The following is a 26414-nucleotide window of genomic DNA, read 5'->3' on the forward strand; positions in this document are numbered from 1 at the left end:
ACCCGCCGGTCGCCGCATTTGGCAACCATGGGCTGTCCGCAGCCCGGGCATAGGGCAGAAAGACCGTGGCTGGCTTCAACTCGTTCGTTGTTGACCAATGCATAGCGCATGTCCGGCTCCGTATATATTGACGCGCATCCGCCAGAGAGGCGGGCACCGATTGTTTGTTTTGGATGGAAGCAAACCGCAGCATGGCCAGTCGGATCTGGTGCTGTCTTGATTATCTTCGGCGTGACGGGGCAGTGCCGGTCGCCGGTTATGATGACGGAATGTCGAAGATGCCAGGCTCCGTCTTCTACTCAGGCATGTTGCAAGATTAACCGCCGACCGGCTCCGGTCAACTCCGGATGATCGACTATCCTCAGAGAGAGTTCGTCACGCGGCGGCCCGTTCGGACACTGTCGCTGCGTCCGCGAGCTCGGCTTCGGTCTCCGCCAGTTGCCGGCGCTTGTCTTCACCCTCTCCCGCAAAACGACTGGCGCGGCCCTTGAATGCCGCCTTCTATGACGTTATATTGCGTCAGAAACACTGGCAATGAATGAGGCGACAGGATGAACCTCGCACAATATTCAGATCACGGGATGTTCGCGCCTAACAAGATCGCAACCGTCTTTCGCACGACGAGCGAAGAGATTGCGCGCACGGTCGGCCTTGGCAAGGACGCGATCCAGCGCAAGGATCGGGTGCGCTCGGACAAGACACAGCGCCGCCTGCGCGAAATGGTGGAGATCGTCAATAAGGTCGAACCGCGGTTCGGTTCCGCGCTGATGGCCTACGCCTGGTATCGGTCCGAGCCGTTGCCTGGATTCTCCGGGCAGACGGCCATGCAGCTGGTTCGCGACGGTCGGGCTGAAGAGGTTCTCGATTTCATCGATGCCGTCGACGCCGGCGTGCACGCCTGATCGTGGCGCTCACCTATTCCGGAAAGCTCTACCGGGCAATAAATCCGGTCTTCGCGCGCGAACCGATGTCGGGACGCGGCGCGGAACGTTATGGGGGCCGGTTCAATCCGAAGGGTGTGCCCGCCCTTTACACCTCGACATCCGTGATGACCGCTCTGAGGGAGTCCAATCAAGTAGGCGATCTGCAGCCGACGACGTTGGTCTGTTACCGCGCCGAGATCGAGACGGTCTTCGACGCCTCAGATACGGCAGCGCTTACGGCGGCGGGTCTTGACAAGGCCTCGATGGCAGATCCGACCTGGCGCGATCAGATGAGGAAAACGGGCGAGGCCCGCACACAGCGTTTCGCACGCACGCTGATTGCGGAAGGCTATAACGGCCTGCTCGTTCGCAGTTTCGTGAAGGGAGCCGATCCGGACGACGAAAATCTGGTGCTTTGGAAATGGAGCGTGAGCGGCCCGTCCCGCCTGGAGCTGATCGATGATGAGGATCGGTTGGGTTGAGCGGCTAGCGCCTCATGCCGCCTTAACGACACTTGGCGCGTTTGCGATAACATCGTCGGCCAGGTCCTTTTCGATCTCGGCCAGTTGCCGGCGCTTATCTTCAAGCTCTCCCGCAAAGGCGAAGGCCTCGCCCTGGCGAGCGCGGTAGGAGGCGAGCCTGCGCGCGGCGTCCGCCAGACGCTGGCAATATCGGAGCCGCTCATCCTCGAATGCCGCTGCTCTGATCCCCACAAACTGGATCGCTTTTGGTTAGATTTTTCCGCTTAGTTTTCCCTGGCTGGAATGGAGCGGAGAGCGATGAAGGCATCGAAGTTTTCGGACGCGCAGAAGGCGTTCATTCTGAAGCAGGGCGATGACGGCGTGCCCGTGGCAGAGATCTGCCGCAAGGCCGGGATCAGCCAGGCGACCTATTTCAACTGGAAGAAGAAGTATGCTGGACTGTTGCCAGATGAGATGCGCCGGCTGAAGGCCCTTGAGGACGAGAACGGTCGGCTGAAGAAGATCGTCGCTGACCTGACGCTTGATCGCGAGATGCTGCAGGACGTCATTCGCCGAAAGCTCTGAGGCCTGCCCGGAAGCGCAAGCTGGTCGACGGGATGCTGGTGGACTGGGGGATATCGATCAGACGGGCCTGCAAGGCACTGAAGTTCGAGACCTCCACCTACCACTACAAGTCCCGTCGCACCGGTCAGGCCGCGCTCGAACGAAGGATCAAGGAAATTTGCGAGACGCGGGTTCGCTACGGCTACCGGCGTGTCCACGTGCTGTTGCGTCGTGAGGGATGGACGATCAACATGAAGAAGACCCGTAGGATTTACAATGAGTTGGGACTACAGCTCAGGAACAAGCACCCCAAGCGACGGGTGAAGGCCAAGCTCAGGGAGGATCGCCAGGAGGCCATCGGACCGAACGATGTGTGGGCCATGGATTTTGTCCATGACCAGATCGCGACCGGCAAGAAGCTCCGTGTCCTGACCATTGTCGACACTCATTCCCGCTATTGCCCAGCGGTCGATCCGCGCTTCTCCTATCGCGGCGAGGATGTCGTCCAGACGCTCGAGCGAGTATGTGGCCGTATCGGCTATCCGAAGACGATCAGGGTCGATAATGGCAGCGAGTTCATCTCCCGGGACCTCGATCTGTGGGCCTATGCGAACGATGTCACCCTCGACTTCTCACGGCCGGGCAAGCCTACGGACAACGGCTTCATCGAAGCCTTTAACAGCAAGCTGCGGGCCGAGTGTTTGAACGCACACTGGTTCCTGAGTCTTGCGGATGCCCGCGAAAAGTTGGAGGATTGGCGTAGATACTACAATGAGGTTCGGCCTCACTCGGCGATCGGATACAACGTCCCGATCGCATTACAAAATCCCGGTGGCGAAGCCAGCCCGTCACCGTGAAGAAAGCCGGAAAACTCCAGCCACCGGCGCTCCAAAGTTCGGTCTCAGAGCAGTTGCGCACCGGCCAAGGCAGCACGGGAGCGACATACCGCTATTACACCTGCTCGACCAAGGCGCGGCAGGGCAAGACCGGCTGCAAGGGCCGCACGATCCCAATGGACAAGCTGAACCATCTGGTCGCCGATCATATCGGAGATCGGCTGCTCTAGCCCAAGCGACTGGAAACTGTCCTCGCCAGCGTCATCGACCGGCGGCAGGAGCGCGCCGAGCGCCGCCGCGAGCATCTTGCCGAGGTTCACAGGCGAATCACGGAAGCCGACCAGCGGCTCGGCCGTCTCTTTGACGCCATCGAGGCGGGCATGGTGGACAAGGACGACGCCATGGCAAAAGAGCGCATGGTGAGCCTCAAGGCATTGCGGGATCAGGCCGCCGCCGACGCCGAGCGCACCCAGCTCGCGCTCGACAGTTCAGGCAATCAGGGCGTCAGCCCCGACATGCTCAAGGGCTTCGCCCGCAAGGCGCGCGAACGGATACGGCTCGACGATGGCGGCTACCGACGCGACCATCTGCGCGCTCTGGCGCAGCGCGTCGAGGTCGCCGACGACGAGGTTCGCATCATGGGATCGAAGTCGGAATTGCTGCGAACGCTGATCGCCGCTTCCAGCGTGGAAACGGCGGCGTTCGGCGTTCACAGTTCTGTTCTGAAATGGCGCACCCGACAGGATTCGAACCTGTGACCTCTGCCTTCGGAGGGCAGCGCTCTATCCAGCTGAGCTACGGGTGCAGGCCGGTGGGCCGGCGATCATCCGTCGCGCGGGATCGAAAGCGCGGCGGCGATTGCCGCTTCTTAACCGAAGCCGGGCGGGGCTTCAATCAGGAAATGGGTCGCCGGTCGCAATCGCGCCGACCGCGCGCGCCGCCGACAAGACGGCGCGTCGCAGCTCTCGCCGGCGATCGTTCCTGCCGGCGCTGGCGCCGTTTTGCCTTTCACGGAAGCGCAGGCCGGCTCCAACATCGTGTCTTAACGCGTTAGCGAGCAGCAAACCGGCCTCCATTCCGCCTGGACGCGCGTGCCGGCGCCGGCGTCGAGTTCGGCGCGTCGGTCCAGGGTCACAAGGCGCGCCATCGCCATGGTCGCGTCCACCGGCCGGAGCTTGTCGAGCGACGCCCCGCCAGCATCGATCGTGGTCGTCCGTCCGGCCTCCGTCCGGATGACGCCTGTGCGCCGCGCCATGCGGGCCCGGCCGGCCTGCCCGGGCGCCTTGATTGTCGCGATGAAGCGGCGCGCGGGCCGCGGCGTCGCCCGCATCCACGCTCTTGCCGTTGGGCCCGGCGCGCGCTCTTCGGCGGAACGACGGGAACGGGCCCAGCTTGACCGCGCGGCTGAACCCGGACACCGCCGCGCCGGGAGCCCGTTCGAGACCGGTCCGGGACGAACGTCATGACGTCCTCAGGCGCCGGCTCGGCAAATGCGGATGGGCCAAGGATTGCCGGCCGTCCCTTCTTGCCTGGCAGGGCTGCTCCGGGCGGCATGCAGTTCTCAGGCCGGGCTTCGACGCGGCTTTTTGCGCAGCGTGCCGCCGGCGAGTTGACAGATCCGCGCCGCGGAGGGCTTGCTGCGCGCGGACCGAGGATGGAGTGGCGTTTTGGGTGCGTTGCTGGACGAAGACCGTCTGTTTCCGATCGAGCCGCGCGCCCGCGCGCTGGCGCGGCGGCTCTATGGGCTTGTCCGCGATCTGCCGATCGTCAGCCCGCACGGCCATACCGATCCGCGCTGGTTCGCGCGCGACGAACCCTTCGCCGATCCCGCTGAACTGCTTGTCATGCCGGACCATTACGTGCTGCGCATGCTGGTGAGCCAGGGCGTGCGCCTCGACGATCTCGGCATCGCCAGGCTTTCGGGCGAACGACGCGAGACCGATCGCCGCAAGATTTGGCGGTGTTTCGCCGAGCATTATCATCTGTTTCGCGCCACACCGTCCCGGCTCTGGCTCGACCATACGTTCGAGACGCTGTTTGCCATGACCGTGCCGCTCGGGCCGCAGACCGCGGATTTTTACTTCGACCGTATCGGCGAGCAGTTGTCGGACGCCGAGTTCCGGCCGCGCCGGCTCTTCGAGCGCTTCAATATCGAGGTCCTGGCGACGACGGAGGGTGCGCTAGACGATCTTGCCTGGCACGACCAGATCGCCGCCTCCGGCTGGGGCGGGCGCGTCATCACCACCTACCGGCCCGATTCGGTCACCGATCCCGATTTCGAGGGATTTTGCGCCAATCTGCGCCGGTTCGGCGACGTTACCGGCTCCGATACGCAAGACTGGAGCGGTTATCTGGAGGCCCACCGTCGCCGCCGCGCCTTTTTTCGCGCCGCCGGCGCCACCGCCACCGACCATGGTCATCCGAGCGCCGATACCGCCGACCTGTCGCCGGACGAGGCCGCCGCCCTTTACGCGCTGGTGGCCGGCGGCCGGGCCGATGCCGGCCACAAAAAACTGTTCCGGGCGCAGATGCTGACCGAGATGGCGCGCATGAGCGTCGAGGACGGCATGGTCATGCAGATCCATGCCGGCGCCCACCGCAACCATTCGCCGTCGATCCACCGGCTGTTCGGCCGCGACAAGGGTTTCGACATGCCGGCTCGCGCCTCCTATGTCGACGCCCTGAAGCCGATGCTCGACGCGGTCGGGCTCGAGCCCGGCCTGCGCGTGATCGTGTTCACCCTCGACGAAACCGCCTATGCGCGCGAACTCGCCCCGCTCGCGGGCGCTTATCCGTGCCTCAAGCTCGGTCCGCCCTGGTGGTTTTACGATAGTGTCGAGGGCATGCTGCGCCACCGCCGCGCGACCATCGAGACCGCGGGGTTCTACAATACAGCCGGTTTCAACGACGACACCCGTGCCTTGCCGTCGATACCCGCGCGCCACGATGTCGCCCGGCGCGTCGATTGCGCCTTTCTTTCCGAGCTCGTGCTGACCGGCCGGCTGCGCGAGGACGAGGCGGCCGAGCTTGCCGCGGACCTGGCGGTCAACCTGGCCCGGGCCGCCTACAGGCTCTGACCGGCAAGGGCCGCGCTTTCTGTGTTTTTATCGTGGAAGCCGATGCTGTCGCGCCGGTCTGTACGAGCCGCGGCCCCCTGCCCAAAGAATCTCGCCGCGCGCGGTCCATGGTGCCTGAATACGGGCTTGCGGTCCGGCCACGACCGGCGTTTGATGGTTACATCTTCGGTGGTTACAAACGCAACGACTTGACCGCGATGCCGCAAGGAGGCGCGATTGGCCTTTTCCTACATGCCGGGCTTCGGCAACGATTTCGAGACCGAATCGCTTCCCGGCGCGCTGCCGCAGGGCATGAACTCGCCGCAACGGCCCGCCTACGGACTTTATGCCGAGCAGCTCTCGGGCTCGCCCTTCACCGCGCCGCGCGGCACCAACGAACGGTCCTGGCTCTACCGCATCCGGCCGAGCGTCCGGCATACAGCGCGCTTTTCCGCCTTCGCGCAGCCGCACTGGAAAAGCGCGCCCAATATCGACGATCACCAGCTGGCGCTCGGGCAGTTGCGCTGGGACCCGGTGCCGATACCTGCTGTCGAAACCGATTTCGTCGCCGGCATCCGCACCGTGACCACGGCCGGCGACGTGCTGACACAGGTCGGCATGGCCGCGCATGTCTATGTCGCCAATGTCGACATGGTCGACGATCATCTCTTCAACGCCGACGGCGAACTGCTTGTCGTGCCGCAACAAGGCGGCCTGCGCTTCGTCACCGAAATGGGCGTGATCGAGGTCGCGCCCGGCGAAATCTGCGTGCTGCCGCGCGGCCTGGTGTTCAAGGTCGAGCTGATCGACGGTCCGGCGCGCGGTTATCTGTGCGAGAATTACGGCGCCAAGTTCACCTTGCCCGACCGGGGGCCGATCGGCGCCAATTGCCTGGCCAATCCGCGCGATTTCAAGACGCCCGTCGCCTGGTTCGAGGAAAAGGACATGCCGTGCCGGCTGATCGTCAAATGGTGCGGTCGCTTCCATGTCACCGAGATCGGCCATTCGCCGCTCGACGTGGTCGCCTGGCACGGCAACTACGCGCCCTACAAATACGATCTGTCGACCTTCTCGCCGGTGGGCGCGATCCTGTTCGACCATCCCGACCCGTCGATCTTCACCGTCCTGACCGCGCCGTCGGGCGAGGAGGGCACGGCCAATATCGATTTCGTCATCTTCCCGCCGCGCTGGCTGGTGGCGGAAAACACGTTTCGCCCCCCCTGGTATCACCGCAACATCATGAGCGAGTTCATGGGCCTGATCCGGGGCCAGTACGACGCCAAGGAAGAGGGTTTCGTGCCCGGCGGCATGAGCCTGCACAACATGATGCTCGCGCACGGGCCCGACGCGACCGGTTTCGAAAAGGCCTCGCGCGCCGATTTGAAGCCGATGAAGCTCGACGACACCATGGCCTTCATGTTCGAGACCCGCTTTCCGCAGATGCTGACGCGTTTCGCCGCCGAGCTCGAGACCTTGCAGGACAACTACATCGATTGCTGGCGCGACCTGAAAAAGCGCTTCAACGGCACCAGGGAAGGCGACTGGAGCTGATCTCCGGCGCCGGCCATCAGGCGAACTTGAACCGATAGACGGGGACACCCATCCATGACCAAATCCTTCGCCTCCGCCGGCGACCTGGCCGAAAAGAAGATTTCCTTCACGGAGATCGGCCGCGATCTGTGGGCGTTCACCGCCGAGGGCGATCCCAATACCGGCGTCATCATCGGCGACGATTGCGTGATGATCGTCGACGCCCAGGCCACGCCGCGTCTCGCCAACAAGGTGATCGAGAAGGTGCGTTCGGTCACCGACAAGCCGATCAAATATGTCGTGCTGACCCATTATCACGCCGTGCGCGTGCTCGGCGCCTCGGCCTATGGCGCGTCGGAAACGATCATGTCCGACACGGCGCGCGCGATGGTGGTCGAGCGCGGCCAGGAGGACTGGGAGTCCGAGTTCGGCCGCTTCCCGCGCCTGTTCGAGGGCCATGAATCGATTCCGGGCCTGACCTGGCCGAGCCTGACCTTCTCCAGGAGCGCGACCTTCTTCCTTGGCAAGCGCCGGGTCGATCTGCGTTTCCTCGGCCGCGCCCACACCGCCGGCGACATCGTGGCGTTCGTGCCGGACGCCAATGTCATGTTCACCGGCGATATCGTGGAATATCACTCGGCCTGCTATTGCGGCGACGGCCATTTCGGCGACTGGCCGACGACGCTGGAGGCGATACGGGCCTACCGCCTCGACGCGATCGCGCCAGGGCGCGGCGATGCGCTGGTGGGCGAGAAGATGGTCAACGCCGCGCTCGACAACACCGCCGATTTCGTGACCTCGACCTTCCGGCCGATCGCGCGCGTCGCCCAGGGCGGCGGCTCCTTGAAACAGGCATGGGACGCCTGTCGCGCCGCCTGCGACCCGAAATTCGCCGATTACGCGATCTACGAACACTGCCTGCCGTTCAACGTGGCGCGCGCCTATGACGAGGCGCTCGGCATCGACACGCCGCGCATATGGACGGCCGAACGCGACCGCGAGATGTGGGCAAGGCTGCAGGGATGAAGCCGGCCGACGCCGACAGCGACGCGAAATCCCGCGAGGAAGGAGCCGCAATGCAGCCCTATCGCCTGATGGCGCTGAACAATGCCTGGGCCAATGCGCGGCTATACGGCGCGCTGCGCGGCCTGTCGGCCGCGGCCTTCACCGCCGCGCGTCCGGGGTTTTTCCCGTCGCTGGCCGCAACGCTCAACCATATTCACGAGGTCGATCTCTATTATCTCGACGCGCTCGAGCGTGGCGGCGCCGGGCGCGCGGTCTACGACCGGCCCGAGATCGACGATCCGGCCGCGCTCGGTGCCCTGCAGGCCGAGGCCGATCTGCGTCTGGCGCGGTTTTGCCAGGCGCTCGACCCGGCCGCGCTCGCCGAGACGCGGGTGACGGCGCGCGCGGACGGCGCGGTGACGGAACGGGTCGACGCGCTGCTGCTGCATCTTTTCCAGCACCAGATCCACCATCGCGGCCAGGCGCATGTGCAAGTCCAGCATGCCGGGATCGCACCGCCGCAGCTCGACGAATTCTATCTCGATTACGACCGCCATCCCACGGCCGCGCCCTATCACGGATAGCGCGTAAGGCAGGGGCCGGGGTCGGGTCGACGGGAGGACGACAAACATCATGAACCGCATCTTCGAAACCCCGCTTTATGCCTATCGGCGCTCGCCCGACCAGGACGCGGCCAGGCCCGTGCGCCATCCGGTCGTCGTGGTCGGTGCCGGGCCGGTCGGGCTTGCCGCGGCGATCGACCTGGCGCTGCACGACGTGCCCGTCATCGTGCTCGACGACAACGACAAGGTCTCGTTCGGCTCGCGCGCGATCTGTTTTGCCAAGCGCCCGCTGGAAATCCTCGACCGGCTCGGTTGCGGGGCGCCGATGGTCGAAAAGGGCGTCACCTGGAACCTCGGCAAGGTCTATTTCGGCGACCGCCGGGTCTACGGGTTCAACCTGTTGCCGGAGGCGGGCCACAAGCGGCCGGCCTTCATCAACCTGCAGCAATATCATTTCGAAAAATATCTGGTCGACCGGGTTCGCGAACTCGAGGCCGAGGGCAGGCCGATCGAGATCCGGGGTCGAAACCGGGTGACGGCGGTGGAACCTAGCGCGGACGGGGTGCGCCTTGACGTGGAAACCCCCGATGGGCCGTACCGGCTCGAGGCCGACTGGCTGGTCGCCTGCGACGGCGCCGGCTCGCCGGTGCGCGCCATGATGGGGCTCGATTTCGTCGGCCGCGTCTTCGAGGACAATTTCCTGATCGCCGACGTGCGCATGGAGGCCGATTTTCCAACCGAGCGCTGGTTCTGGTTCGATCCGCCCTTCAACAAGGGTCAGTCCGCGCTGCTGCACAAGCAGCCCGACGGGATCTGGCGGATCGATCTGCAGCTTGGCTGGGACATCGACAAGGACCGCGAAAAGAAGCCGGAAAACGTCATTCCGCGGCTGAAGGCGATGCTGGGCAAGGACGCGCGCTTCGAACTGGAATGGGTGTCGATCTACACCTTCCAGTGCCGGCGCATGGAGCGCTTCCGGCACGGACGGGTGGTGTTTGCCGGCGACGCCGCCCACCAGGTTTCGCCCTTCGGCGCGCGCGGCGCCAATTCCGGGTTGCAGGACACCGACAATCTGGTGTGGAAGCTGAAACTGGTGCTCGACGGGCTGGCGCCCGAAAGCCTGCTCGACAGCTACGATGACGAGCGCCTCCATGGCGCCGACGAGAATATCCGCAACTCGACCCGGTCGACCGACTTCATCACGCCGAAATCCGAAACCAGCCGGCTGTTCCGCGACGCGGTTCTCGACCTGTCGGAAAGCTTCGCGTTCGCCCGGCCGCTGGTCAATTCGGGCCGGCTGTCGGTGCCGTGTACCTATGACGGGTCGCCGCTCAACGGACCCGACGCCGACGACATGCCTGCGCGAACACGGCCCGGCTCGCCGGCAGCCGACGCGCCGGTGGCCGGCGGCTGGCTGCTCGACCGGCTCGGCGGCGGCTTCCAGCTCCTGACGATCGATCGCGACGCGCCCGACCGGCTCGACGTTGACGGCGTCGAGATCGCACGGGTCGCGCTGTCGTCGGATGACGACCCGTCCGGCGCGCTCTCAGAGCGTTATCTCGGCGCGGCGTCGGGTGCGGTCTATCTGATGCGGCCCGACCAGCACGTGGCCGCGCGCTGGCTGGCCTTTGACGAAGGGGCCGTGCGCGCCGCCCTCAAACGCGCCGTCGGGTGGGAGGCAAGCGCATGACGAAACTCGTTACACGGCCGAACATTTCCGGTCCGGACGACTTCTATGCCGAGTTGCTGGCGCTGCATGACGGGCGCGACAAGGCCGAAAGCGACGCCATCAACGCGCGACTGATCCTGTTGCTGGCCAACCATATCGGTGACCGGGACGTGCTGCGCGAAGCGTTCGAGGCGGCGGTCGGCGACAAAAAATAAGCCGGCTAGAGATCATGGCGCTGTTATGTCGACGATGGCTCCTGCGGCTCGAACGGGCGCGTGCACACCACCAGCATGCGTGCCCCGTCGGGGCCGGCGGCGGCGTAAAGATGGCCGCGGCCCGAATCGAAATAGGCGCTCTCGCCGGTGGCCAGCGTGACGGGCTCCAGATCCTGGAAATGAATGGTCACGCTGCCCTCGATGACAAAGGCGAACTCCTCGCCGTCATGGCTGACGAAGCGGTCGAAGCGCATCGTCTCCAGCGGGCGTAACGTGCCCAGCATCGGCGTCATGCCCTTGTGCCACAGATCGGGAAACAGCATCTCGTAGGAATAGTTTTCCGTCTCGTGCAGGCGGAACTCGCCGACGCGCGACACCGCGACTTCGCCGGGGCGGAAGCGTTCGCCATGCTCGGAAAACAGCGCCGACACGTCGACGCCGAGACCGTCGGCAAGCTGGCTGAAGCGATCATAGGTCAGCGCCATCAGTCCGCGCTCGACCTTTGACACGGTGGAGACGGCGAGCCGCGAACGTTTCGCCACCTCCGCGAGGGTCAGGCCACGTTCGTGGCGGATCTCGCGCAGCCGCTCGCCCATTTTGACCCTGCGGTCGGCCGGTTCCATCAGTGTCGGGGTGCGTCGGATCGTGGGTTTGTCCATCGGCGAAGTCTACGCGCGGCGCGGTGCGGCGTCCACAGATTTTCCGATAGGAAAATATCGATTTTCTTATCGGAAATTTCTTGCTACGGTTTCGACATGCGCCGGGCGACAGCCCGTGTGAGAGCTTTTGGGAGGAGGCTTGCGTGGCGGAGCGTTTGCCGCAAGACGTCGACATTGCCGTGATCGGCGCGGGCATTGCCGGCGCCTCGGTCGCCGCCGAACTGGCGGCAAGCGCGCGCGTTGCCTTGCTCGAGCGCGAGACCCAGCCCGGTTATCACACCACGGGCCGCTCGGCGGCGTTGTTTTCGGCGATTTACGGTCCCGCCCCGATCCGCGCCCTGTCGCGCGCCTCGGCCCCATTCTTCGATGCGCCGCCGGACGGTTTCGCCGCCGGGCCATTGCTGTCGCCGCGCGGCGTGATCATGATCGCCCGCCAGGACCAGCTTGGTTCCGTCGAGGCGATGTTGGCCGACCTGGCGCAGGGCAGCGCGGTCGCGCGGCTCGACGCCGCCGCGATCGCGGCGATGGTGCCGATGCTGCGCCCCGGCTATGCCGTGGCCGCCGTGCACGAACCGGGCGCGCGCGACATCGACGTTGATGCGCTGCATCAGGGATATCTGCGCCGCTTTCGCGATCTCGGCGGTCGGCTCGTGACCGATGGCGGCGTCGACGCGCTGGCGCATGACGGCCGTGGCTGGCGCATCGACACTCCTCGCGGCGCCGTCCGCGCCGGCACGGTGGTCAATGCCGCCGGCGCCTGGGCGGACGAGATCGCCATCCTGGCCGGCGCGACCCCGGTCGGGCTGGTGCCCAAGCGCCGCACTGCGATGATCGTTCCGGCCCCGGAAGGAGTACCGGTGTCCGACTATCCGACCGTCGTTGATATCGACGAGCAATTCTATCTGAAGCCGGAATCCGGCCGTCTGCTGATTTCGCCGGCCGACGAGACGCCGTCGCCGCCCTGCGACGCCCAGCCGGAAGAAATCGATATCGCGATCTGTGTCGACCGCATCGAGCGGGCCTTCGACCTCAAGGTGGCGCGCATCGACAACAAATGGGCCGGCCTGCGCAGTTTCGTCGCCGACAAGGTGCCGGTCGCCGGCTACGACCCGTCGGTACCCGGGTTTTTCTGGCTGGCCGGGCAGGGCGGCTACGGCATCCAGTCCGCGCCGGCGCTGGCGCGCTGCGCGGCGGCGCTGGTGTTGCGCAACGACCCGCCGGCCGACATTGTCGACCACGGTCTCGATGTTGGCGCCCTTCGGCCCGAACGCCCGGCGTGCCGCCCATGATCTGGCTCGTGCCGCTCGCCGCACTGGGGCTTCTGGCGTCGGGTCTGGCGCTCGCCTACATCATCGGCGCCTCGGCGGTGCTTGCCTTCGTGGCGACAGACAATGCGCGCTATCTCGCCATCCTGCCGCAAAAAGTGTTTTCCCAGATCAGCGTCTTCGCGCTTCTGGCAATGCCGCTGTTCATCCTCGCCGGCGAAATCATGAACCGGGCCGGTGTCACCCGGGCGCTGATCGACCTGTCGATGGCGCTGGTCGGGCGCCTGCGCGGCGGGCTCGGCCACGTCAACATCATGACCAGCGTGTTCTTCGCCGGCATCTCCGGTTCGGCGGTGGCCGACGCGGCCGCGCTCTCCAACACGCTGGTGCCGGCGATGCGCGAGCGCGGCTACTCGGCCACCTATGCCGGCGCCATCACGGCGGCCTCCTCGATCATCGGGCCGATCGTGCCGCCCTCCATCATCCTGATCTTCTACGGCGCGCTGATGCAGACCTCCGTGGCGGCGCTGTTCATGGCCGGCATCCTGCCGGGGCTGCTTTTGACCGGGGCCTTGTTCGCGCTCAACGCCTGGTATGCCTGGCGCGACGACCATCCGCGCCTGGAGCGCGGCGAGGTGCCCGCCTTCGGCCAGACCCTGGCCGGGGCCCTGCCGGCGCTCAGCCTGCCGCTGATCATTGTCGGCGGCATCGTCTTCGGCTGGATGACGCCGACGGAAGCCGCCGCGGTCGCGGTCGTCGCCGCGCTCGCCGCCGGCACGTTCTATACCGGCATCACGCGCCAGGGGCTGCTGGAGGCGCTGCGGCGCACGGCAACGCTTACCGGTTCGATCTTCATCATCCTGTGCGCCGTCGCCGCCCTCGGCCATCTGGCCGCGCTGGAGCGTATTCCCGAGGCGATCGCTGCCCTGGTCGCCGATCTCGGCCTCGGGCCGATCGGTTTCATGCTGGCCATGAACATCATCTTCATTGTTGCCGGCATGGTGCTCGACATCACCGTGGCGCTGGCGCTGCTGGTGCCGCTGCTCGCCCCGGTCGCGCTCGCCGGCGGCGCCGATCCGGTCCATCTCGGCATCGTGATCTGCTTCAATCTGTGCATCGGGCTGGTGTCGCCGCCGCTCGGCGGTTGCCTGTTGATCGTCTCCGCCGTCACCCGCGTCGGCTACTGGCATCTCGCGCGCGCCGTCATTCCCTTCGTTATCCTGGAGATGGTGGTGCTTGGCGTCATCATCGTCTTTCCGCAGATCAGTCTTGTCCTGCCCCGCGCCATGGGGCTGTGACGCAACAGGGCCGAACCGACAATAACGGCCAGAAAGGGAGGAGAACATGAAACTTCGACACTGGATGGGCAGCCTCGCGCTCGCCGCCGCCGTCCTTGTCGCGCCGCCGGTGCTGGCGCAGACGGTCAAGGTGGCGCTCGACAGCCCGCCGGATCTTGAGCAGTCCGGCACTTACGTGTGGGCGCACGCCTTCGCGACCTATCTCAACGAGAACGGCATCGAAGCGGAGGAGTTCCAACGCGGCGCGCTGGGCGAGGAAGCCGAGCGCCTCGATCAGGTCAGCCAGGGCCTGCTTGAAGTGTCGATGTCGGACGTGAAATCGGCCGGCACGCTCGATACGCTGATCTACGGCGTCTATCTGCCTTATTTCTTCGACGGTCTCGGCGAAGTCGACAAGGCGCTTTACGATGGCGGGATGCTCGAGAAGATCAATGCCGGCACGACGCCCAAGGGCGTGCGGGTGCTCGGCTTTGCCCATCTCGGCCTTCCGGCCGGCATCTTCAACACCAAGAAGCCGGTGGCCGGCGTGGACGACATGGCCGGGCTGCGCATGCGCGCGCTCGACGAGATCCAGATCTCGCTGTTCGAGGCCTGGGGCTCGACCGGCACCATCGTGAGCTGGGCCGAGGTGCCGAACGCGCTCCAGACTGGGGTCGCCGACGGCTATATCAACCCGCCCTTCGTGCCGCTTCTGTTCGGCCATACCGGCTTCATCAAGCACTTCACCGATGCCGGTACCTCGCCCTCGGTCCGCCTCGCGATCGCGTCCGAGGACTGGTATCAGGGCCTGTCCGAGGAAGAGCGCCAGACGGTCGACGATGCCGTCAAGGCGGCCGACAAGGCCAATCGCGCCTGGCTTGAGAAGCGTTCCGGCATTCTCGACGCGCTCGAGGAGGCCGGCATCGCCGTCACCCGCCTGACGCCGGAGGCCCGCGCCGAATTCCGCGAAAAGTCCCGGGCGGTCTACACCGCCGGTCCGGTCAGTGCCGATCAGCTCGCCATCTGGTCGGCGTCGCTGGGGCGCTGAGCGCATGCGGGCCGCGGCCGCCGTTCTCGACCGGCTTTCGGCATCGCTCAACGCGGCCGCGCTGTGGGGCGCGGTCGCGGCGGTGGTCGTAATGGTGCTCGCGGCGAGCTGGCAGGTCGTGGCCCGCTACATCCTGGCCGCGCCGCCGATCTGGACCGAGGAACTCGCTCGCTACGCCATGGTGTGGGCCGGCATGCTGGGCGCATCCTGCGCCTTTCGCGCCCATGCCGACCCGAACCTGTTTCCCGCCATGCGCGACAAGGTCGGCCCCGTTGGCGCCTTGATGGCGCTGGCGCGGCTTGCCGGCGTGGCCGTCTTTGCCGCGCCGGTTCTGTATTATTCGCTGTTTAGCGCCTCCGGCGACCCGATGCGCGGCTATCTCGCCCGCCTGGTCGGCCGCCATTCCGAGACGCTGGGCATCTCCATGGCCTGGTTCGGCCTCGCGATTCCGATCGCCTTTGCGCTGATTATTCTTCATCTCCTGGCCGATTTCGCCGCCCGGCTGTCGGCCTTCGATCCCGACGAACAGCAGGACAGCACGCCGTGAAAAAAAAGATCTTCATCGCCGGCCTCGCCACCGAGACCAACACGTTTTCGCCGATTCCGACCGGTCTGGCCTCGTTCGAGGAGACCTTTCTGAGCCGTGAGGCGACGCGGGAAACGCCCAACCTGTTTTCCGCGCCGCTGCATGTGTGGCGCCGCCGCGCCGAGGAACGCGGCTGGCAGGTGGTCGAAAGCCTCGCCGCCTTCGCCCAGCCGGCCGGACCCACCATCGGCTCTGTTTACGAGGCCTTCCGCGCCGAAATCCTCGCCGACCTGCGCAAGGCGATGCCGGTCGACATCGTGCTCTTGTCGATGCACGGCGCGATGATCGCCCAGGGCTGCGACGATTGCGAAGGCGATCTGATGGCGCATATCCGCGAGCTCGTCGGCACGGAAACGGTGATCGGGCTCGAGATCGATCCGCACAACCATCTCACCCCGTTAATGCTCGATTCCGCCGATCTGATCGTCTGCTACAAGGAATATCCGCATACCGATTCGCCCGACCGGGCCGAGGAACTGTTCACGCTCGCCGCCGATACCGCCGACGGCAAGATCCGGCCGGTCATGCGCGATTATGACTGCCGCATGATGGGCTCCTACCAGACGCCGAAGGAGCCGATGCGCGGTTTTGTCGACGCGATGATCGCCCGCGAGGGAAGCGGCGGCATCCTGTCCTTGTCGCTGGCGCACGGTTTTCCCTGGGGCGATCACCCGCTGGTCGGCACCCGCATGCTGGCGATCGCAGATGGCGACGCCGATCTGGCCGCCGCCACCGCGCGCGAATTCGGCGAGAAACTGTGGTCGATCCGCGAGGGATTGCGCTCGGACTTCCCGTCGATCGACGCGGCGCTGGACCGGGCGAGCGCGTCCAACGGCAGTCCGGTCGTGCTGGCCGACTATGCCGACAATGCCGGCGGCGGCGCGCCGAGCGACGCCACTTTCGTGCTCCAGGAGGTGCTCAGGCGCGGACTCAAGGACATCGTGCTCGGACTTTTCTGGGATCCGGGCGTGGTGCGCATGTGCCAGGAGGCCGGCGAGGGCGCGGTGATGCCGATCCGCCTCGGCGGCAAGGTCGGGCCGATGTCCGGCGACCCGGTCGACATCACCGTCACCGTTCGCAAGGCGGCCAGGAACCTGTCCCAGCCTATGGGCGAGACCATGATGCCGATGGGCAACATGGTCTGGCTGGAAGCCGATGGCGTGCATCTGGTCGTCAACGATCTGCGCACCCAGACCTTCCACCCCGAAGCCTTCACCCAGCTGGGCATCGATCTGGAAGCGATGCGCATCGTGGTCGTCAAGTCGTCGCAGCATTTTTACGCCGGCTTCGCCCCGATCGCCGCCGAGGTGATCCATATGGCGACCCCCGGCGCGATCGCGCCCAATTTCGCCGCCATTCCCTTCACCCGCAGAAAGGGCGATTATTGGCCCAAGGTGGAGAACCCGTTCGCATGACCAACCCGCTGATTGCCGACCGCGACCGTTTCGCCGCGCGCCATCCCGAACAGCGGGTGAGCCTGCGCGGCCGCGAATGGGGCGTGGTTGCGGCCGGCACCGACGGCCCGGCTCTCGTGCTGATTCCGGGCACGCTGGGCCGCGCCGATATTTTCTGGCAGCAGATCGAGGCGCTGGCCGGTCGCGCCCGGGTGATCGCCGTCACCTATCCCGACAGTGGCGGCGTGCGGGAATGGGCGGGCGACCTGGCCGAACTCCTGCGCCAGCGCGGCGTGCGGGCGGCGACGGTGCTGGGCTCCTCGCTCGGCGGCTATCTCGCGCAATATTTCGCCGCCGTTCACCCGGAGCTGGTCAAGCGGCTGCTCGCCGCCAACACGCTTGGTTCGGTGGACGAGATCAAACAGTTCCCGCCCTATAATTCCGATCTCGACCACGGACCGATCGCAGAGCTCAGGGCCGGTTTCGGGCGCGGGCTGACCGCGTGGGGAAAAACCCATCCCGACCAGGCCGATCTGGTCGCGCTGCTGATGGCCGAGCAGGGCGGACGGATTTCCGAACCCGAACTGCGCGCCCGGCTGAGGGCGCTGCGCGACGGACCCGATCTGCCGCCCGTTTCCCTGCCGCACGAGCGCATCGTCGCGATCGAGAGCGACGACGATCCGCTGCTGCCGCAGCCGCTGCGCGAGGCGCTGCGCGCGCGGCTCGATCCGGGCGTGTGTTACCGGTTCGCCTGGGGCGGCCATTTTCCCTACGTGGTCCGCCCGGCCGCCTATACCGGGCTCTTGGAAGAACAGCTCGATCTGGAGGTCACCGGCCAGGGCTGGGGCGAGGGGACGATGCGCCGGCAATGATCGTACTTTCCAATCTGGACGTCGCCGCCTGTCTGCCGATGCGCGATGCGATCGAGGTGGTGGAAACCGCGATGAAGGCGGTCTCCGCCGGTCAGGCCAATCTGCCGCTGCGCTCGCTCGTTAATGTCGGCGGCGACAACCGCATGGGCGTCATGCCCGGCGCGCTCCTGCCCGGCGTCGCCGGCCAGCCGGCCTGTTTCGGCATCAAGCTTCTGAGCCTTTTTCCGCAGAATCCCGATGCCGGGTATTCCTCGCACGAGGGCGCTTATGTGCTGTTTGAGGGCGAGCACGGCACGGCGGTCGCGATGATGAACGCCGGGCTGATGACGGCGATCCGCACCGCCGCGGCCAGCGCGGTCGCCACCCGCGCGCTGGCGCGGCCGGACGCGCGCGTGCTGACCATCATCGGCGCCGGCGAACAGGCCGAGCATCATTTCGAGGCGATGATGTGCGTGCGCGATATCAGCCAGGTGCGCGTCGTCGGCCGCAGGATCAGGAATCGCGACGCCTTCATCGCCCGGGCCCGGGCGCGCTACAGCGATGTTGAAATCGAGCCGGCCGACGATGTCAGAATCCGCCGTGGCCGGCGCCGACATCGTCTGCACCGTCACCTCGTCGCCTGAGCCCGTACTGAAGGGCGGCTGGATCGATCCCGGCACCCATCTCAACGTCGCCGGCGCCTCGGTGCCGTCGAGCCGCGAGATCGACGAGGACATGGTCGCGCGCGCGACGCTGTTCGTCGACTACCGCCCCTCGACCTTCGCCCAGGCCGGCGAGGTCATCGCCGCGCTCGAAAGCGGCCGCATCGCCGGGGACCACGTGCGGGCCGAGATCGGCGAGGTGCTGGCCGGCGCGCATGGCGGCCGCGGCGCCGACGACGAGATCACCCTTTATCGCTCACTCGGCGTCGCCGCGCAGGATCTCGCCGCTGCCTGGCATTGCCTGGGCAAGGCGCGCGAGCACGGTTTCGGCGTGACCGCGACGCTCTGATTTCGACCGGCGGATGCGAACCGCCATGCGGGGGCGAATGGTCGCGCTTTGCCTTTGCCCTGAAACCGATTATGAAGCGGCGCGAGGGCGCCATATTCAAATGGCGCGGTTTCGGCTGCCGACGGAGAAGTTTGCGCCATGACGACGATCGTATCCAACCCCAAGCGCATCACCGTGTTCGGCGGGTCCGGCTTTCTTGGCCGCCATATCGTTCGCGCGCTCGCCCGGCGCGGTTATCTGGTGCGCGTCGCCAGCCGCCGTCCCGATCTCGCCGGCCATCTGCAGCCGCTCGGCAATGTCGGCCAGATCCAGCCGGTCCAGGCCAATCTGCGCTATCGCTGGTCGGTGGACCGCGCGCTCGAGGGGTCCGACTACGCCGTCAACGCGGTTGGAATCCTGTTCGAAGGCGGACGTCAGCGTTTTTCCTCGGTCCAGGATTTCGGCGCGCGCGCCGTGGCCGAGGCCGCCCGCGCCGCCGGCGTCGGCATGACGCAGATTTCGGCCATCGGCGCCGACGCCCAGACCGATTCCGTCTACGCCCGCTCCAAGGCCCGCGGCGAGCAGGCCGTCCGCGAGACCCTGCCTGACGCGGTCATCGTGCGCCCTTCCATTCTGTTCGGCCCCGAGGACGACTTTTTCAATCGCTTCGCCGGCATGGCGCGTTTTTCGCCGGTCCTGCCGCTGATCGGTGGCGGGCACACCAAATTCCAGCCAGTCTATGTCGCCGACGTGGCGGAAGTCGTGGCGCGGGCCGTCGACGGCAAGCTGGCAGCGGGCACGACCTACGAGCTCGGCGGGCCGGAAGTGCTCAGCTTCCGCGACTGCATGGAAAAAATGCTCGAGGTCATCGAGCGTAAGCGCATGTTCGTCGATTTGCCCTGGTCGCTGGCGCGTCTGCAGGCCTGGTTCCTCGAATTCCTGCCGACCCCGCTACTGACGCGCGACCAGGTCACGCTGCTCCAGACCGACAATGTCGTCTCCCAGGCGGCGGTCGAGGAGGGCCGCACGCTGGAAGGGCTCGGCATCCGTCCGCAGGCGCTCGAAACCATCCTGCCCACCTATCTGTGGCGCTATCGCAAGACCGGCCAGTTCGTCACCGGCAAGGTGGCCTGACCGGCCTTGGATCTGCCCTTCGCCCTGCTGCCGGACGGGTTCAGCGTCGCGGCGGCGGCGCTGCTGGTGGGCGCCAGTTTCTTCACCTCCGCGCTGACGGCGGCCTTCGGTGTCGGCGGCGGCGTGGCCATGCTCGCGCTGATGGGCCTGTTCATTCCCGTCGCGGCGCTGATACCCGTCCACGGCGCTGTCCAGCTCGGCTCCAACACCGGCCGGGCCTGGCATCAGCGCGCCAATGTGTACTGGGCAATCGCCGCCCCCTTCCTGATCGGCAGCGGGATCGGAGCGCTCGGCGGCGCCTTCTTCGTCGTGCAACTCCCCGACGCGCTGCTCAAGCTCGCGCTCGGCCTGTTCGTCATCGTCGTCACCTGGAGCCGCATTCCCGGTATCGATCGGCTGGGGGCCGCCGGCTTGACCGTGGGCAGCGCGGTGCTTGCCTTCGTCACCATGTTCATGGGCGCGACCGGGCCGTTGCTGTCGGCCTTCTTCGCTCAGCTTTTCCCCGACGACCGCAAGGCGCTGGTGGCCACGCACGCCGCCGGCATGACGGTTCAGCACGCGCTCAAGATCGTCGTCTTCGGGCTCGCAGGGTTTGCCTTCTGGCGCTGGCTGCCGCTGATCGTGGCGATGATCGCCTCCGGCTATCTCGGCACGGTTTACGGCACGCGGCTGCTCGAGGCCCTGCCGGAGAAGGCGTTCCGTCAGGTCTTTCGGATTGGCATCACCCTTCTGGCGCTCGACCTGATGCGGCGCGGAGCGATGGCGCTCTTGTAAGGATTCGACTAAGGATTCGACCGCTCCAGGGCGGTCCCGCAAACGGGCCGGACGGCGCCGTCGCGATCGCCGTCCCGCGGTCTACCCCCAGACCAGAAGCGCGACCAGGCCGACCGAGCCCACGACCAGCCGCCACCAGCCGAACAGCCGGTAGCCGTGCCGGGAGACGTAGTCGAGCAGGTAACGCACGACGATCACCGCCATGATGAAGGCGGTGACGAAACCGACGGCGATGATCGGCAGGTCGGATGCCGACAGCACGTCGCGGTTCTTGTAGAGGTCGAAGACGAAGGCGCCGGCCATGGTAGGCATCGCCAGAAAAAAGGAAAACTCCGCCGCCGAGCGCTTGTCGGCGCCCATCAGCAGCGCCCCGACGATCGTCGCGCCCGAGCGCGAGGTGCCGGGGATCATCGCCAGGCACTGGAACAGGCCGATCTTGAAGCAGAGGCTCGGCGGATAGTCCATCACGTCCGCATAGCGCGGTTCGAGCGCCAGGCGGTCGACCCACAGCAGGATCACGCCGCCGACGATCAGCATGATGCAGATCAGCATCGGCGTCTCGAACAGCACCGTCTTGATGAAGCCGTGTGCGGCCGCGCCCACCACGGCCGCCGGCAGGAAGGCGATCAGGATGCCGGCGACGAAGCGCCGTGTGCGCGCGTCGCTCGGAAAGTCCACGAGCAGCCGCAGCAGCCGGGTGAAATAGACGCTCAGAATGGCCAGGATGGCGCCGAGCTGGATCAGCACCTCGAAGGACTTGCCGGTCGATTCGAAGCCGAGAAAGTGGCCGGCAAGCAGGATATGGCCGGTCGAGGACACGGGTATGAACTCGGTCAGCCCTTCCAGAAGGCCGAGCATCGCCGCGTCCACAATCGTCTGTTGCGCCATGAAATTCTCCGGCTCGTCTACTGGGCGCCGCCTTGCGTGTGCCGATATGTGCCCCTAAGTGACTGGCCCTTGACGCGGCCCTGCCGGAGGCGCGGGAGATTTAGCGCGCCGGCCTTCAAAAGGCCATAGGCTTGAGGCCAGTCGTTGTGCGGGATGTGGAGCGCTGCATGAGAAATGATCGCCCAGTTGCGGCTTGGAGAACGCGGATGGGTCAGCTCCCTCCCATGCCGGCGCGCCTCCGACGTCGCCAGTTGTGGCAATATCCCTGCGCGAAGCGTTAGTTTTGGGCGCGCCGTGCCCGTCCCGGGCTTGCCGGCGGCAGGCTCAGGGGGCAAAACCCGAACGTCGATTGGCCTCAAACCCACAGTCCGAATCATGCTGACACTGTTTCATCATCCGCTGGTCGCCTCCTGCCGCTACGTGCGCCTGTCCTGCGCCGAATATGGCGAGGAGCTGCAGCTCATCGACGAAAAGCCGTGGTTGCGGCGCCCCGAACTGCTCGAAATGAACCCGGCGGGAACCCTGCCGGTGCTGCTTGCCGAGGGCGATACGCCGATCGTCGGGGCCGGCGTGATCGCCGAATATCTCGATGAGACGCGCGGCGCGCTGATGCGCGAGCGCCGGCTTTACGGCGACGATCCGTTCATGCGCGCCGAGATCCGTCGTCTGGTCGACTGGTATCTGGTCAAGACCGACAACGAAGTGACCCGTCATCTGGTGCGCGAGCGCGCCTTCAAGCCGCTGATGACCAGCATGCAGGGCGGCGGCTCGCCCAATTCGGCGGCGATCCGCGCCGCGCGCGCCAATGTGAAGCCGCATCTGAAATACACCAACTGGCTGGCCGGCACGCGCGACTGGCTGGCCGGCGACAGGCTGTCCTATGCGGACCTGGCCGCCGCCGCGGCGCTGTCGGTGCTCGATTATCTCGGCGAGGTGCCGTGGGAGGACTATCGGGCCGCGCGCGACTGGTACGGGCGCATCAAGTCCAGACCGTCCTTCCGTTCGCTGCTCGCCGACCGCGCGCCGGGCCTGTCGCCGGTGTCGCACTACGCCGATCTGGATTTTTGATCATGGGCCAGTCCGCGCGGCCGACAACGAGCCCCCTGCGGACCTTCCTCGATCGCGAGGCGGCCGCAGCCGGGTTCGACCTCGTGCGCGTGGTGCGACCCGACGCCGTGCCGGATCTGCCGCAACGGTTGCGGCAATTCGTCGATGACGGCCATCACGCCACGATGGGCTGGCTCGCCGAACGCATGGAGGCGCGCGCTGCCCCGCACCGGCTCTGGCCGGAGGTCCGCTCGGTGATCATGCTGGCGATGAATTACGGGCCGGACCACAACCCGCTCGACGATCTCGCGCGCACCTCGCGCGGGGTGATTTCAGTCTATGCGCAAAACCGCGACTATCACGATGTCGTCAAGGGCAAGCTCAAGCAGCTTGCCGGCAAGCTGGCCGCCCGCGCAGGCGCCGACGTCAAGGTGTTCGTCGACACGGCCCCGGTGATGGAAAAGCCGCTGGCCGCCGCCGCCGGGCTCGGCTGGCAGGGCAAGCACACCAATCTGGTCAGCCGCAGCCACGGGTCCTGGCTTTTCCTCGGCTCGATCTTCACCACGGCCTTCCTGGAGGCCGATAGCGCCGAGGCCGATCATTGCGGCCGCTGCCGCGCCTGCCTCGACATCTGCCCCACCAACGCCTTTCCCGCGCCCTACCGGCTCGATGCGGGCCGCTGCATCTCCTACCTCACCATCGAGCATCACGGACCGATCCCGCGCGCACTGCGTCCGGCGATCGGCAACCGCATCTATGGCTGCGACGACTGCCTTGCGGTCTGTCCGTGGAACAAGTTCGCCAGGCGGGCTTCCGAGGCCAAGCTTGCCGGCCGGGCCGACCGGCGCGCGCCAGCGTTGCGCGAACTGCTGGCGCTCGACGACGCGGCCTTTCGCAGCCTGTTCTCCGGCTCGCCGGTCAAACGCACCGGGCGCGACCGTTTCGTGCGCAACGCGCTGGTTGCGGCCGGCAATTCGGGCGACGACGCTCTGGTGCCGGCCTGCCGACGCCTGCTCGACGACGCCGCGCCGGTGGTGCGCGGCGCCGCTGTGTGGGCGTTGTCGCGGCTTCTGCCGACACAGGATTTTCTGGCGCTCGCGGCCGCACTTGCCGCCGATGCCGAGCAAAGCGTGCGCGAGGAGTGGCAGGCGGCGTGCGCGGCCGCGCGCACCGGAAACGACAGGGAGTTCGCATGAGACTGATGATCTTCGGCGCCGGCTATTCCGGCCGCGCCATTGCACGACATATGCGCGCCGAAGCCGAGTGGGTCGCCGGCACAACCCGCTCGCCGGAGAATTTCGACCGGCTGCGCGCTGCCGGGATCGAGCCGCTGGTCTTCGACGGTGAAACGTCCGATCCGGAATTGCGTGAACGTCTGTCACAGGCAACGCATCTCGTCGTTTCGATCGCGCCGAAGGGCGAGGCCGATCCGGTTCTGGCCGCTTTCGCCGATGTTATCCGGCGCGACATGCCGGAACTCGCCTGGATCGGTTACCTGTCGACTATCGGCGTCTATGGCGACCATGACGGTGCCTGGGTCGACGAGGACACCGCGCCGCGTCCGGTCTCGCCGCGTTCGGTCGCGCGCGTGGCGGCCGAAGAGGCCTGGCTGGCGCTCGGCCGCGAACGGGGCGTTCCGGCCGCCATATTGCGGCTTTCGGGCATTTACGGCCCCGGCCGCAACGCGCTCTTGAACCTGTCGAAGGGCACGGCCCGGCGCCTGGTCAAGCGCGGCCAGGTCTTCAACCGCATCCATGTCGCCGACATCGCCGGCGCCACCGCCCATCTCGCGCGCGCCGCGAAGGGCGGCCTCTTCAACGTCACCGACGACGAGCCGGCGCCGCCGCAGGACGTGGTCGAGTTCGCCGCCGAAACCATGGGCATTGCGCCGCCGCCTGAAATCCCGTTCGCGGAAGCCGAGCTGTCGCCGATGGCGCGCTCCTTCTGGGCCGAGACCAAGCGGGTGTCGAATGCGCGCATCAAGGCGGCGGGCTATCGCTTCGCCTATCCCGACTACCGCGCCGCGCTGACGGGGCTGTGGCGGGACGGGGCCTGGGATATCGAACCGGGAGCCTGAGCGGTGGCGTCGCGTCGCCACCGACACCATGCTATGATTCGCGTGATGTCGGAGGGCGATAATACCGGGAGCGCATGATGATCTTGACGGCTTTTTTCCGCGCCAGCGCGGTGGCGGCCCTCCTCATCGCCGCGGCGGCGACGCCGGGACAGGCCGCCGAACCGCTCGCCAAGGAGTTGTTCGGCGCCAAGCGCCTGCCCGCTGCGACCGCGCCCAAGACCTGGGGCTTTTATTCCAAGGGCTGCTTTTCCGGCGGCGTCGCGATCGCCGTCGACGGTCCCAACTGGCAGGCCATGCGCGTGTCGCGCAACCGCCGCTGGGGTCATCCGCAGATGATCCGGCTGATCGAAAGACTGTCGCGCGAGGCGGCGGCCGATGGCTGGCCCGGCCTTCTGGTCGGCGACATCTCGCAGCCGCGCGGCGGACCGATGCTGACCGGCCACGCCTCGCATCAGGTCGGGCTCGATGCCGATATCTGGCTGACGCCGATGCCCGATCGGCGCCTTACCGCCAGCGAGCGCGAAAATCTGAGCGCGACCTCGGTGCTGAAGGAAGGCTCGCTCTACGTCGACGACCGCATCTGGACGCCGGCCCATGCGGCTTTGCTCAAGCGGGCGGCCGGCTACAGGGACGTCGAGCGCATCCTGGTCCATCCCGGCATCAAGAAGAAACTCTGCGACACGGTGACCGGAAACCGAGCCTGGCTCTCCAAGATCAGACCGTTCTGGGGCCATCATTATCATTTCCATGTCCGGATCGGCTGTCCCGACGGCTCGACCGGCTGCCGTAGCCAGAAACCGCCTCCGGCGGGCGATGGTTGCGACAAGTCGCTGGCCTGGTGGTTCACGGAGGAGCCCTGGCGCCCGGCCAAGGGCCCGGCCAAACCCAAGGCGCGCGACGTCATGGTGATGAAGGACCTGCCGGCCGCCTGTCGCCAGGTGCTCGAGGCGCCGGCGCCGATGTCCGAAGCCGCCGTGACCATCGGCGGAAGCGACGCCGTGACGGCGCCGCCGATCGCCGCCAGTGCCTTTGCCGCCACGCCGCGCCGCGAGATTCCCCTGCCCGAGCCGCGTCCGCGCCGCTGAACCGCCAATGCCCGGCTTTTCGGCGGCAGGGGCTTGCCCTAAACTTTTTAAACCGGTTTAAGAGCCGAAACGGACCGGCGGGAAGGGATCAGGCGTGTCGGAAAGGCTGCGTCTTGCGCTGATCGCGCATGACAAGAAAAAGGACGATCTGGTTGCCTTTGCGCGCCGGCACCGCGCACGGCTTGCCGCCTGCACGCTCTACGCCACCGGCACCACCGGCGGGCGGATCGTGGAGGCCTGCCCGGAGCTGACGGTTACCCGCATGAAGAGCGGCCCGCTCGGCGGCGACCAGCAGATCGCCGCGCTGATCGCGGAAGGCGGCATCGACGCGCTGGTGTTCTTCGTCGATCCGCTGACGGCGATGCCGCACGATGTTGACGTCAAGGCGCTGATGCGGCTCGCGATCGTCTATGATATCCCCATGGCGCTCAACCGGTCGACCGCCGAAGCGGTTCTCGGCCGGCCGCGGGTGCCCGGTAACAACGATCCAGCTTCAGAAACGGACGGCAGGTAGGAC

General features: G+C 66.6%; 29 protein-coding genes and 1 tRNA gene. 26 read left to right on the forward strand and 4 right to left on the reverse strand.

The features are described 5' to 3' along the window. Positions 1 to 551: 551 nt before the first annotated feature. From ACT2B0_RS21280 to ACT2B0_RS21300, 5 genes are all read left to right on the forward strand, one after another. The gene (locus ACT2B0_RS21280) at positions 552 to 902 is read left to right on the forward strand and encodes an MbcA/ParS/Xre antitoxin family protein (protein WP_106573438.1); all 351 of its coding nucleotides are present in this window, start codon (positions 552 to 554) and stop codon (positions 900 to 902) included. 2 nt (positions 903 to 904) lie between these two features. Beyond that, positions 905 to 1405: an RES family NAD+ phosphorylase gene (locus ACT2B0_RS21285; RefSeq protein ID WP_348191056.1), complete on the forward strand. Its 501-nt coding sequence runs from the start codon at positions 905 to 907 to the stop codon at positions 1403 to 1405. Positions 1406 to 1702: 297 nt separating this feature from the next. Then, positions 1703 to 2805, forward strand: a protein-coding gene (locus ACT2B0_RS21290; protein WP_473458804.1) for an IS3 family transposase whose coding sequence is annotated in 2 segments (ribosomal slippage) — positions 1703 to 1964 and positions 1964 to 2805 — 1104 coding nt in all. Because the reading frame shifts where the segments join, the coding sequence is not laid out codon by codon here. Continuing rightward, the gene (locus ACT2B0_RS21295) at positions 2802 to 3014 is read left to right on the forward strand and encodes a recombinase zinc ribbon domain-containing protein (RefSeq protein WP_348174345.1); all 213 of its coding nucleotides are present in this window, start codon (positions 2802 to 2804) and stop codon (positions 3012 to 3014) included. Before ACT2B0_RS21290 ends, ACT2B0_RS21295 begins: the two co-directional genes overlap by 4 nt. A gap of 150 nt (positions 3015 to 3164) precedes the next feature. Further along, the gene (locus ACT2B0_RS21300; protein WP_348174347.1) at positions 3165 to 3542 is read left to right on the forward strand and encodes a hypothetical protein; all 378 of its coding nucleotides are present in this window, start codon (positions 3165 to 3167) and stop codon (positions 3540 to 3542) included. On the opposite strand, the gene ACT2B0_RS21305 is transcribed toward ACT2B0_RS21300, so the two are convergent. Together ACT2B0_RS21305 and ACT2B0_RS21310 are read right to left on the reverse strand one after the other, a co-directional pair. Then, positions 3513 to 3589, reverse strand: a tRNA-Arg gene (locus ACT2B0_RS21305). The two genes, ACT2B0_RS21300 and ACT2B0_RS21305, sit on opposite strands and share 30 nt — an antisense overlap. A gap of 237 nt (positions 3590 to 3826) precedes the next feature. Further along, complete coding sequence (locus ACT2B0_RS21310; protein ID WP_473460229.1) at positions 3827 to 4114, reverse strand: hypothetical protein; 288 nt, start codon at positions 4112 to 4114, stop codon at positions 3827 to 3829. 337 nt (positions 4115 to 4451) lie between these two features. Between ACT2B0_RS21310 and uxaC the strand changes: the two genes are divergently transcribed. From uxaC to ACT2B0_RS21340, 6 genes are all read left to right on the forward strand, one after another. After that, positions 4452 to 5861 carry a glucuronate isomerase gene (gene uxaC / locus ACT2B0_RS21315; protein ID WP_473460230.1) on the forward strand — a complete coding sequence of 470 codons (1410 nt, stop codon included), beginning with the start codon at positions 4452 to 4454 and terminating at the stop codon, positions 5859 to 5861. 216 nt (positions 5862 to 6077) lie between these two features. Further along, complete coding sequence (hmgA, locus tag ACT2B0_RS21320) at positions 6078 to 7391, forward strand: homogentisate 1,2-dioxygenase (protein ID WP_473460231.1); 1314 nt, start codon at positions 6078 to 6080, stop codon at positions 7389 to 7391. 54 nt (positions 7392 to 7445) lie between these two features. Continuing rightward, complete coding sequence (locus ACT2B0_RS21325; RefSeq protein WP_473460232.1) at positions 7446 to 8396, forward strand: MBL fold metallo-hydrolase; 951 nt, start codon at positions 7446 to 7448, stop codon at positions 8394 to 8396. Between the two features lie 50 nt (positions 8397 to 8446). Continuing rightward, positions 8447 to 8959: a DinB family protein gene (locus ACT2B0_RS21330; protein ID WP_473460233.1), complete on the forward strand. Its 513-nt coding sequence runs from the start codon at positions 8447 to 8449 to the stop codon at positions 8957 to 8959. Between the two features lie 49 nt (positions 8960 to 9008). Further along, the gene (locus ACT2B0_RS21335) at positions 9009 to 10628 is read left to right on the forward strand and encodes an FAD-dependent oxidoreductase (RefSeq protein ID WP_473460234.1); all 1620 of its coding nucleotides are present in this window, start codon (positions 9009 to 9011) and stop codon (positions 10626 to 10628) included. Next, complete coding sequence (locus ACT2B0_RS21340) at positions 10625 to 10822, forward strand: DUF2783 domain-containing protein (RefSeq protein WP_473460235.1); 198 nt, start codon at positions 10625 to 10627, stop codon at positions 10820 to 10822. The genes ACT2B0_RS21335 and ACT2B0_RS21340 overlap by 4 nt, the downstream gene beginning before the upstream one ends. Positions 10823 to 10845: 23 nt before the next feature. On the opposite strand, the gene ACT2B0_RS21345 is transcribed toward ACT2B0_RS21340, so the two are convergent. Continuing rightward, the gene (locus ACT2B0_RS21345) at positions 10846 to 11481 is read right to left on the reverse strand and encodes a helix-turn-helix domain-containing protein (RefSeq protein ID WP_473460236.1); all 636 of its coding nucleotides are present in this window, start codon (positions 11479 to 11481) and stop codon (positions 10846 to 10848) included. 143 nt (positions 11482 to 11624) lie between these two features. On the opposite strand from ACT2B0_RS21345, the gene ACT2B0_RS21350 reads away from it, so the two are divergent. From ACT2B0_RS21350 to ACT2B0_RS21395, 10 genes are all read left to right on the forward strand, one after another. Beyond that, the gene (locus ACT2B0_RS21350) at positions 11625 to 12770 is read left to right on the forward strand and encodes an NAD(P)/FAD-dependent oxidoreductase (RefSeq protein WP_473460237.1); all 1146 of its coding nucleotides are present in this window, start codon (positions 11625 to 11627) and stop codon (positions 12768 to 12770) included. Further along, positions 12767 to 14044 carry a TRAP transporter large permease gene (locus ACT2B0_RS21355; RefSeq protein WP_473460238.1) on the forward strand — a complete coding sequence of 426 codons (1278 nt, stop codon included), beginning with the start codon at positions 12767 to 12769 and terminating at the stop codon, positions 14042 to 14044. Before ACT2B0_RS21350 ends, ACT2B0_RS21355 begins: the two co-directional genes overlap by 4 nt. A 46-nt stretch (positions 14045 to 14090) precedes the next feature. Continuing rightward, positions 14091 to 15071: a TRAP transporter substrate-binding protein gene (locus tag ACT2B0_RS21360; RefSeq protein ID WP_473460239.1), complete on the forward strand. Its 981-nt coding sequence runs from the start codon at positions 14091 to 14093 to the stop codon at positions 15069 to 15071. Positions 15072 to 15075: 4 nt separating this feature from the next. Then, entirely contained in the window at positions 15076 to 15618 is a 543-nt protein-coding gene (locus ACT2B0_RS21365; protein WP_473460240.1) for a TRAP transporter small permease, read from the forward strand. Next, a complete protein-coding gene (locus ACT2B0_RS21370) occupies positions 15615 to 17072 on the forward strand; it encodes a M81 family metallopeptidase (protein WP_473460241.1) in 1458 nt (485 codons plus the stop codon). The genes ACT2B0_RS21365 and ACT2B0_RS21370 overlap by 4 nt, the downstream gene beginning before the upstream one ends. Then, entirely contained in the window at positions 17069 to 17923 is an 855-nt protein-coding gene (locus ACT2B0_RS21375) for an alpha/beta fold hydrolase (protein WP_473460242.1), read from the forward strand. Before ACT2B0_RS21370 ends, ACT2B0_RS21375 begins: the two co-directional genes overlap by 4 nt. Further along, positions 17920 to 18546, forward strand: a complete 627-nt coding sequence (locus tag ACT2B0_RS21380; protein WP_473460243.1) for a hypothetical protein — start codon at positions 17920 to 17922, stop codon at positions 18544 to 18546. Before ACT2B0_RS21375 ends, ACT2B0_RS21380 begins: the two co-directional genes overlap by 4 nt. Then, on the forward strand, positions 18488 to 18913 hold the full coding sequence (locus tag ACT2B0_RS21385; RefSeq protein ID WP_473460244.1) for a hypothetical protein: 426 nt from the start codon (positions 18488 to 18490) through the stop codon (positions 18911 to 18913). The genes ACT2B0_RS21380 and ACT2B0_RS21385 overlap by 59 nt, the downstream gene beginning before the upstream one ends. 138 nt (positions 18914 to 19051) lie before the next feature. After that, the gene (locus ACT2B0_RS21390; RefSeq protein ID WP_473460245.1) at positions 19052 to 20026 is read left to right on the forward strand and encodes a complex I NDUFA9 subunit family protein; all 975 of its coding nucleotides are present in this window, start codon (positions 19052 to 19054) and stop codon (positions 20024 to 20026) included. A 6-nt stretch (positions 20027 to 20032) separates the two neighbouring features. Then, positions 20033 to 20800 (forward strand): sulfite exporter TauE/SafE family protein, encoded by a 768-nt coding sequence (locus ACT2B0_RS21395; protein WP_473460246.1) that lies wholly within the window; start codon positions 20033 to 20035, stop codon positions 20798 to 20800. Positions 20801 to 20881: 81 nt separating this feature from the next. Here ACT2B0_RS21395 and ACT2B0_RS21400 read toward each other — a convergent pair whose 3' ends face one another. Beyond that, positions 20882 to 21688, reverse strand: coding sequence for an undecaprenyl-diphosphate phosphatase (locus tag ACT2B0_RS21400; RefSeq protein WP_473460247.1), 807 nt, complete (start codon positions 21686 to 21688; stop codon positions 20882 to 20884). A 375-nt stretch (positions 21689 to 22063) separates the two neighbouring features. Between ACT2B0_RS21400 and ACT2B0_RS21405 the strand changes: the two genes are divergently transcribed. The 5 genes from ACT2B0_RS21405 (at position 22064) to ACT2B0_RS21425 (ending at position 26411) form a co-directional block, all read left to right on the forward strand. Continuing rightward, on the forward strand, positions 22064 to 22756 hold the full coding sequence (locus ACT2B0_RS21405) for a glutathione S-transferase family protein (RefSeq protein ID WP_481658433.1): 693 nt from the start codon (positions 22064 to 22066) through the stop codon (positions 22754 to 22756). A 2-nt stretch (positions 22757 to 22758) separates the two neighbouring features. Further along, positions 22759 to 23931: a tRNA epoxyqueuosine(34) reductase QueG gene (queG, locus tag ACT2B0_RS21410; RefSeq protein ID WP_473460249.1), complete on the forward strand. Its 1173-nt coding sequence runs from the start codon at positions 22759 to 22761 to the stop codon at positions 23929 to 23931. Beyond that, entirely contained in the window at positions 23928 to 24812 is an 885-nt protein-coding gene (locus ACT2B0_RS21415; protein ID WP_473460250.1) for an SDR family oxidoreductase, read from the forward strand. Before queG ends, ACT2B0_RS21415 begins: the two co-directional genes overlap by 4 nt. A gap of 74 nt (positions 24813 to 24886) precedes the next feature. Then, positions 24887 to 25897 (forward strand): penicillin-insensitive murein endopeptidase, encoded by a 1011-nt coding sequence (gene mepA, locus ACT2B0_RS21420; RefSeq protein WP_473460251.1) that lies wholly within the window; start codon positions 24887 to 24889, stop codon positions 25895 to 25897. A 94-nt stretch (positions 25898 to 25991) separates the two neighbouring features. Beyond that, positions 25992 to 26411, forward strand: coding sequence for a methylglyoxal synthase (locus ACT2B0_RS21425; RefSeq protein ID WP_473460252.1), 420 nt, complete (start codon positions 25992 to 25994; stop codon positions 26409 to 26411). The last annotated feature ends 3 nt before the right edge of the window (positions 26412 to 26414 follow it).

It is taken from the genome of Nitratireductor sp. J20-h4 (assembly GCF_056780505.1).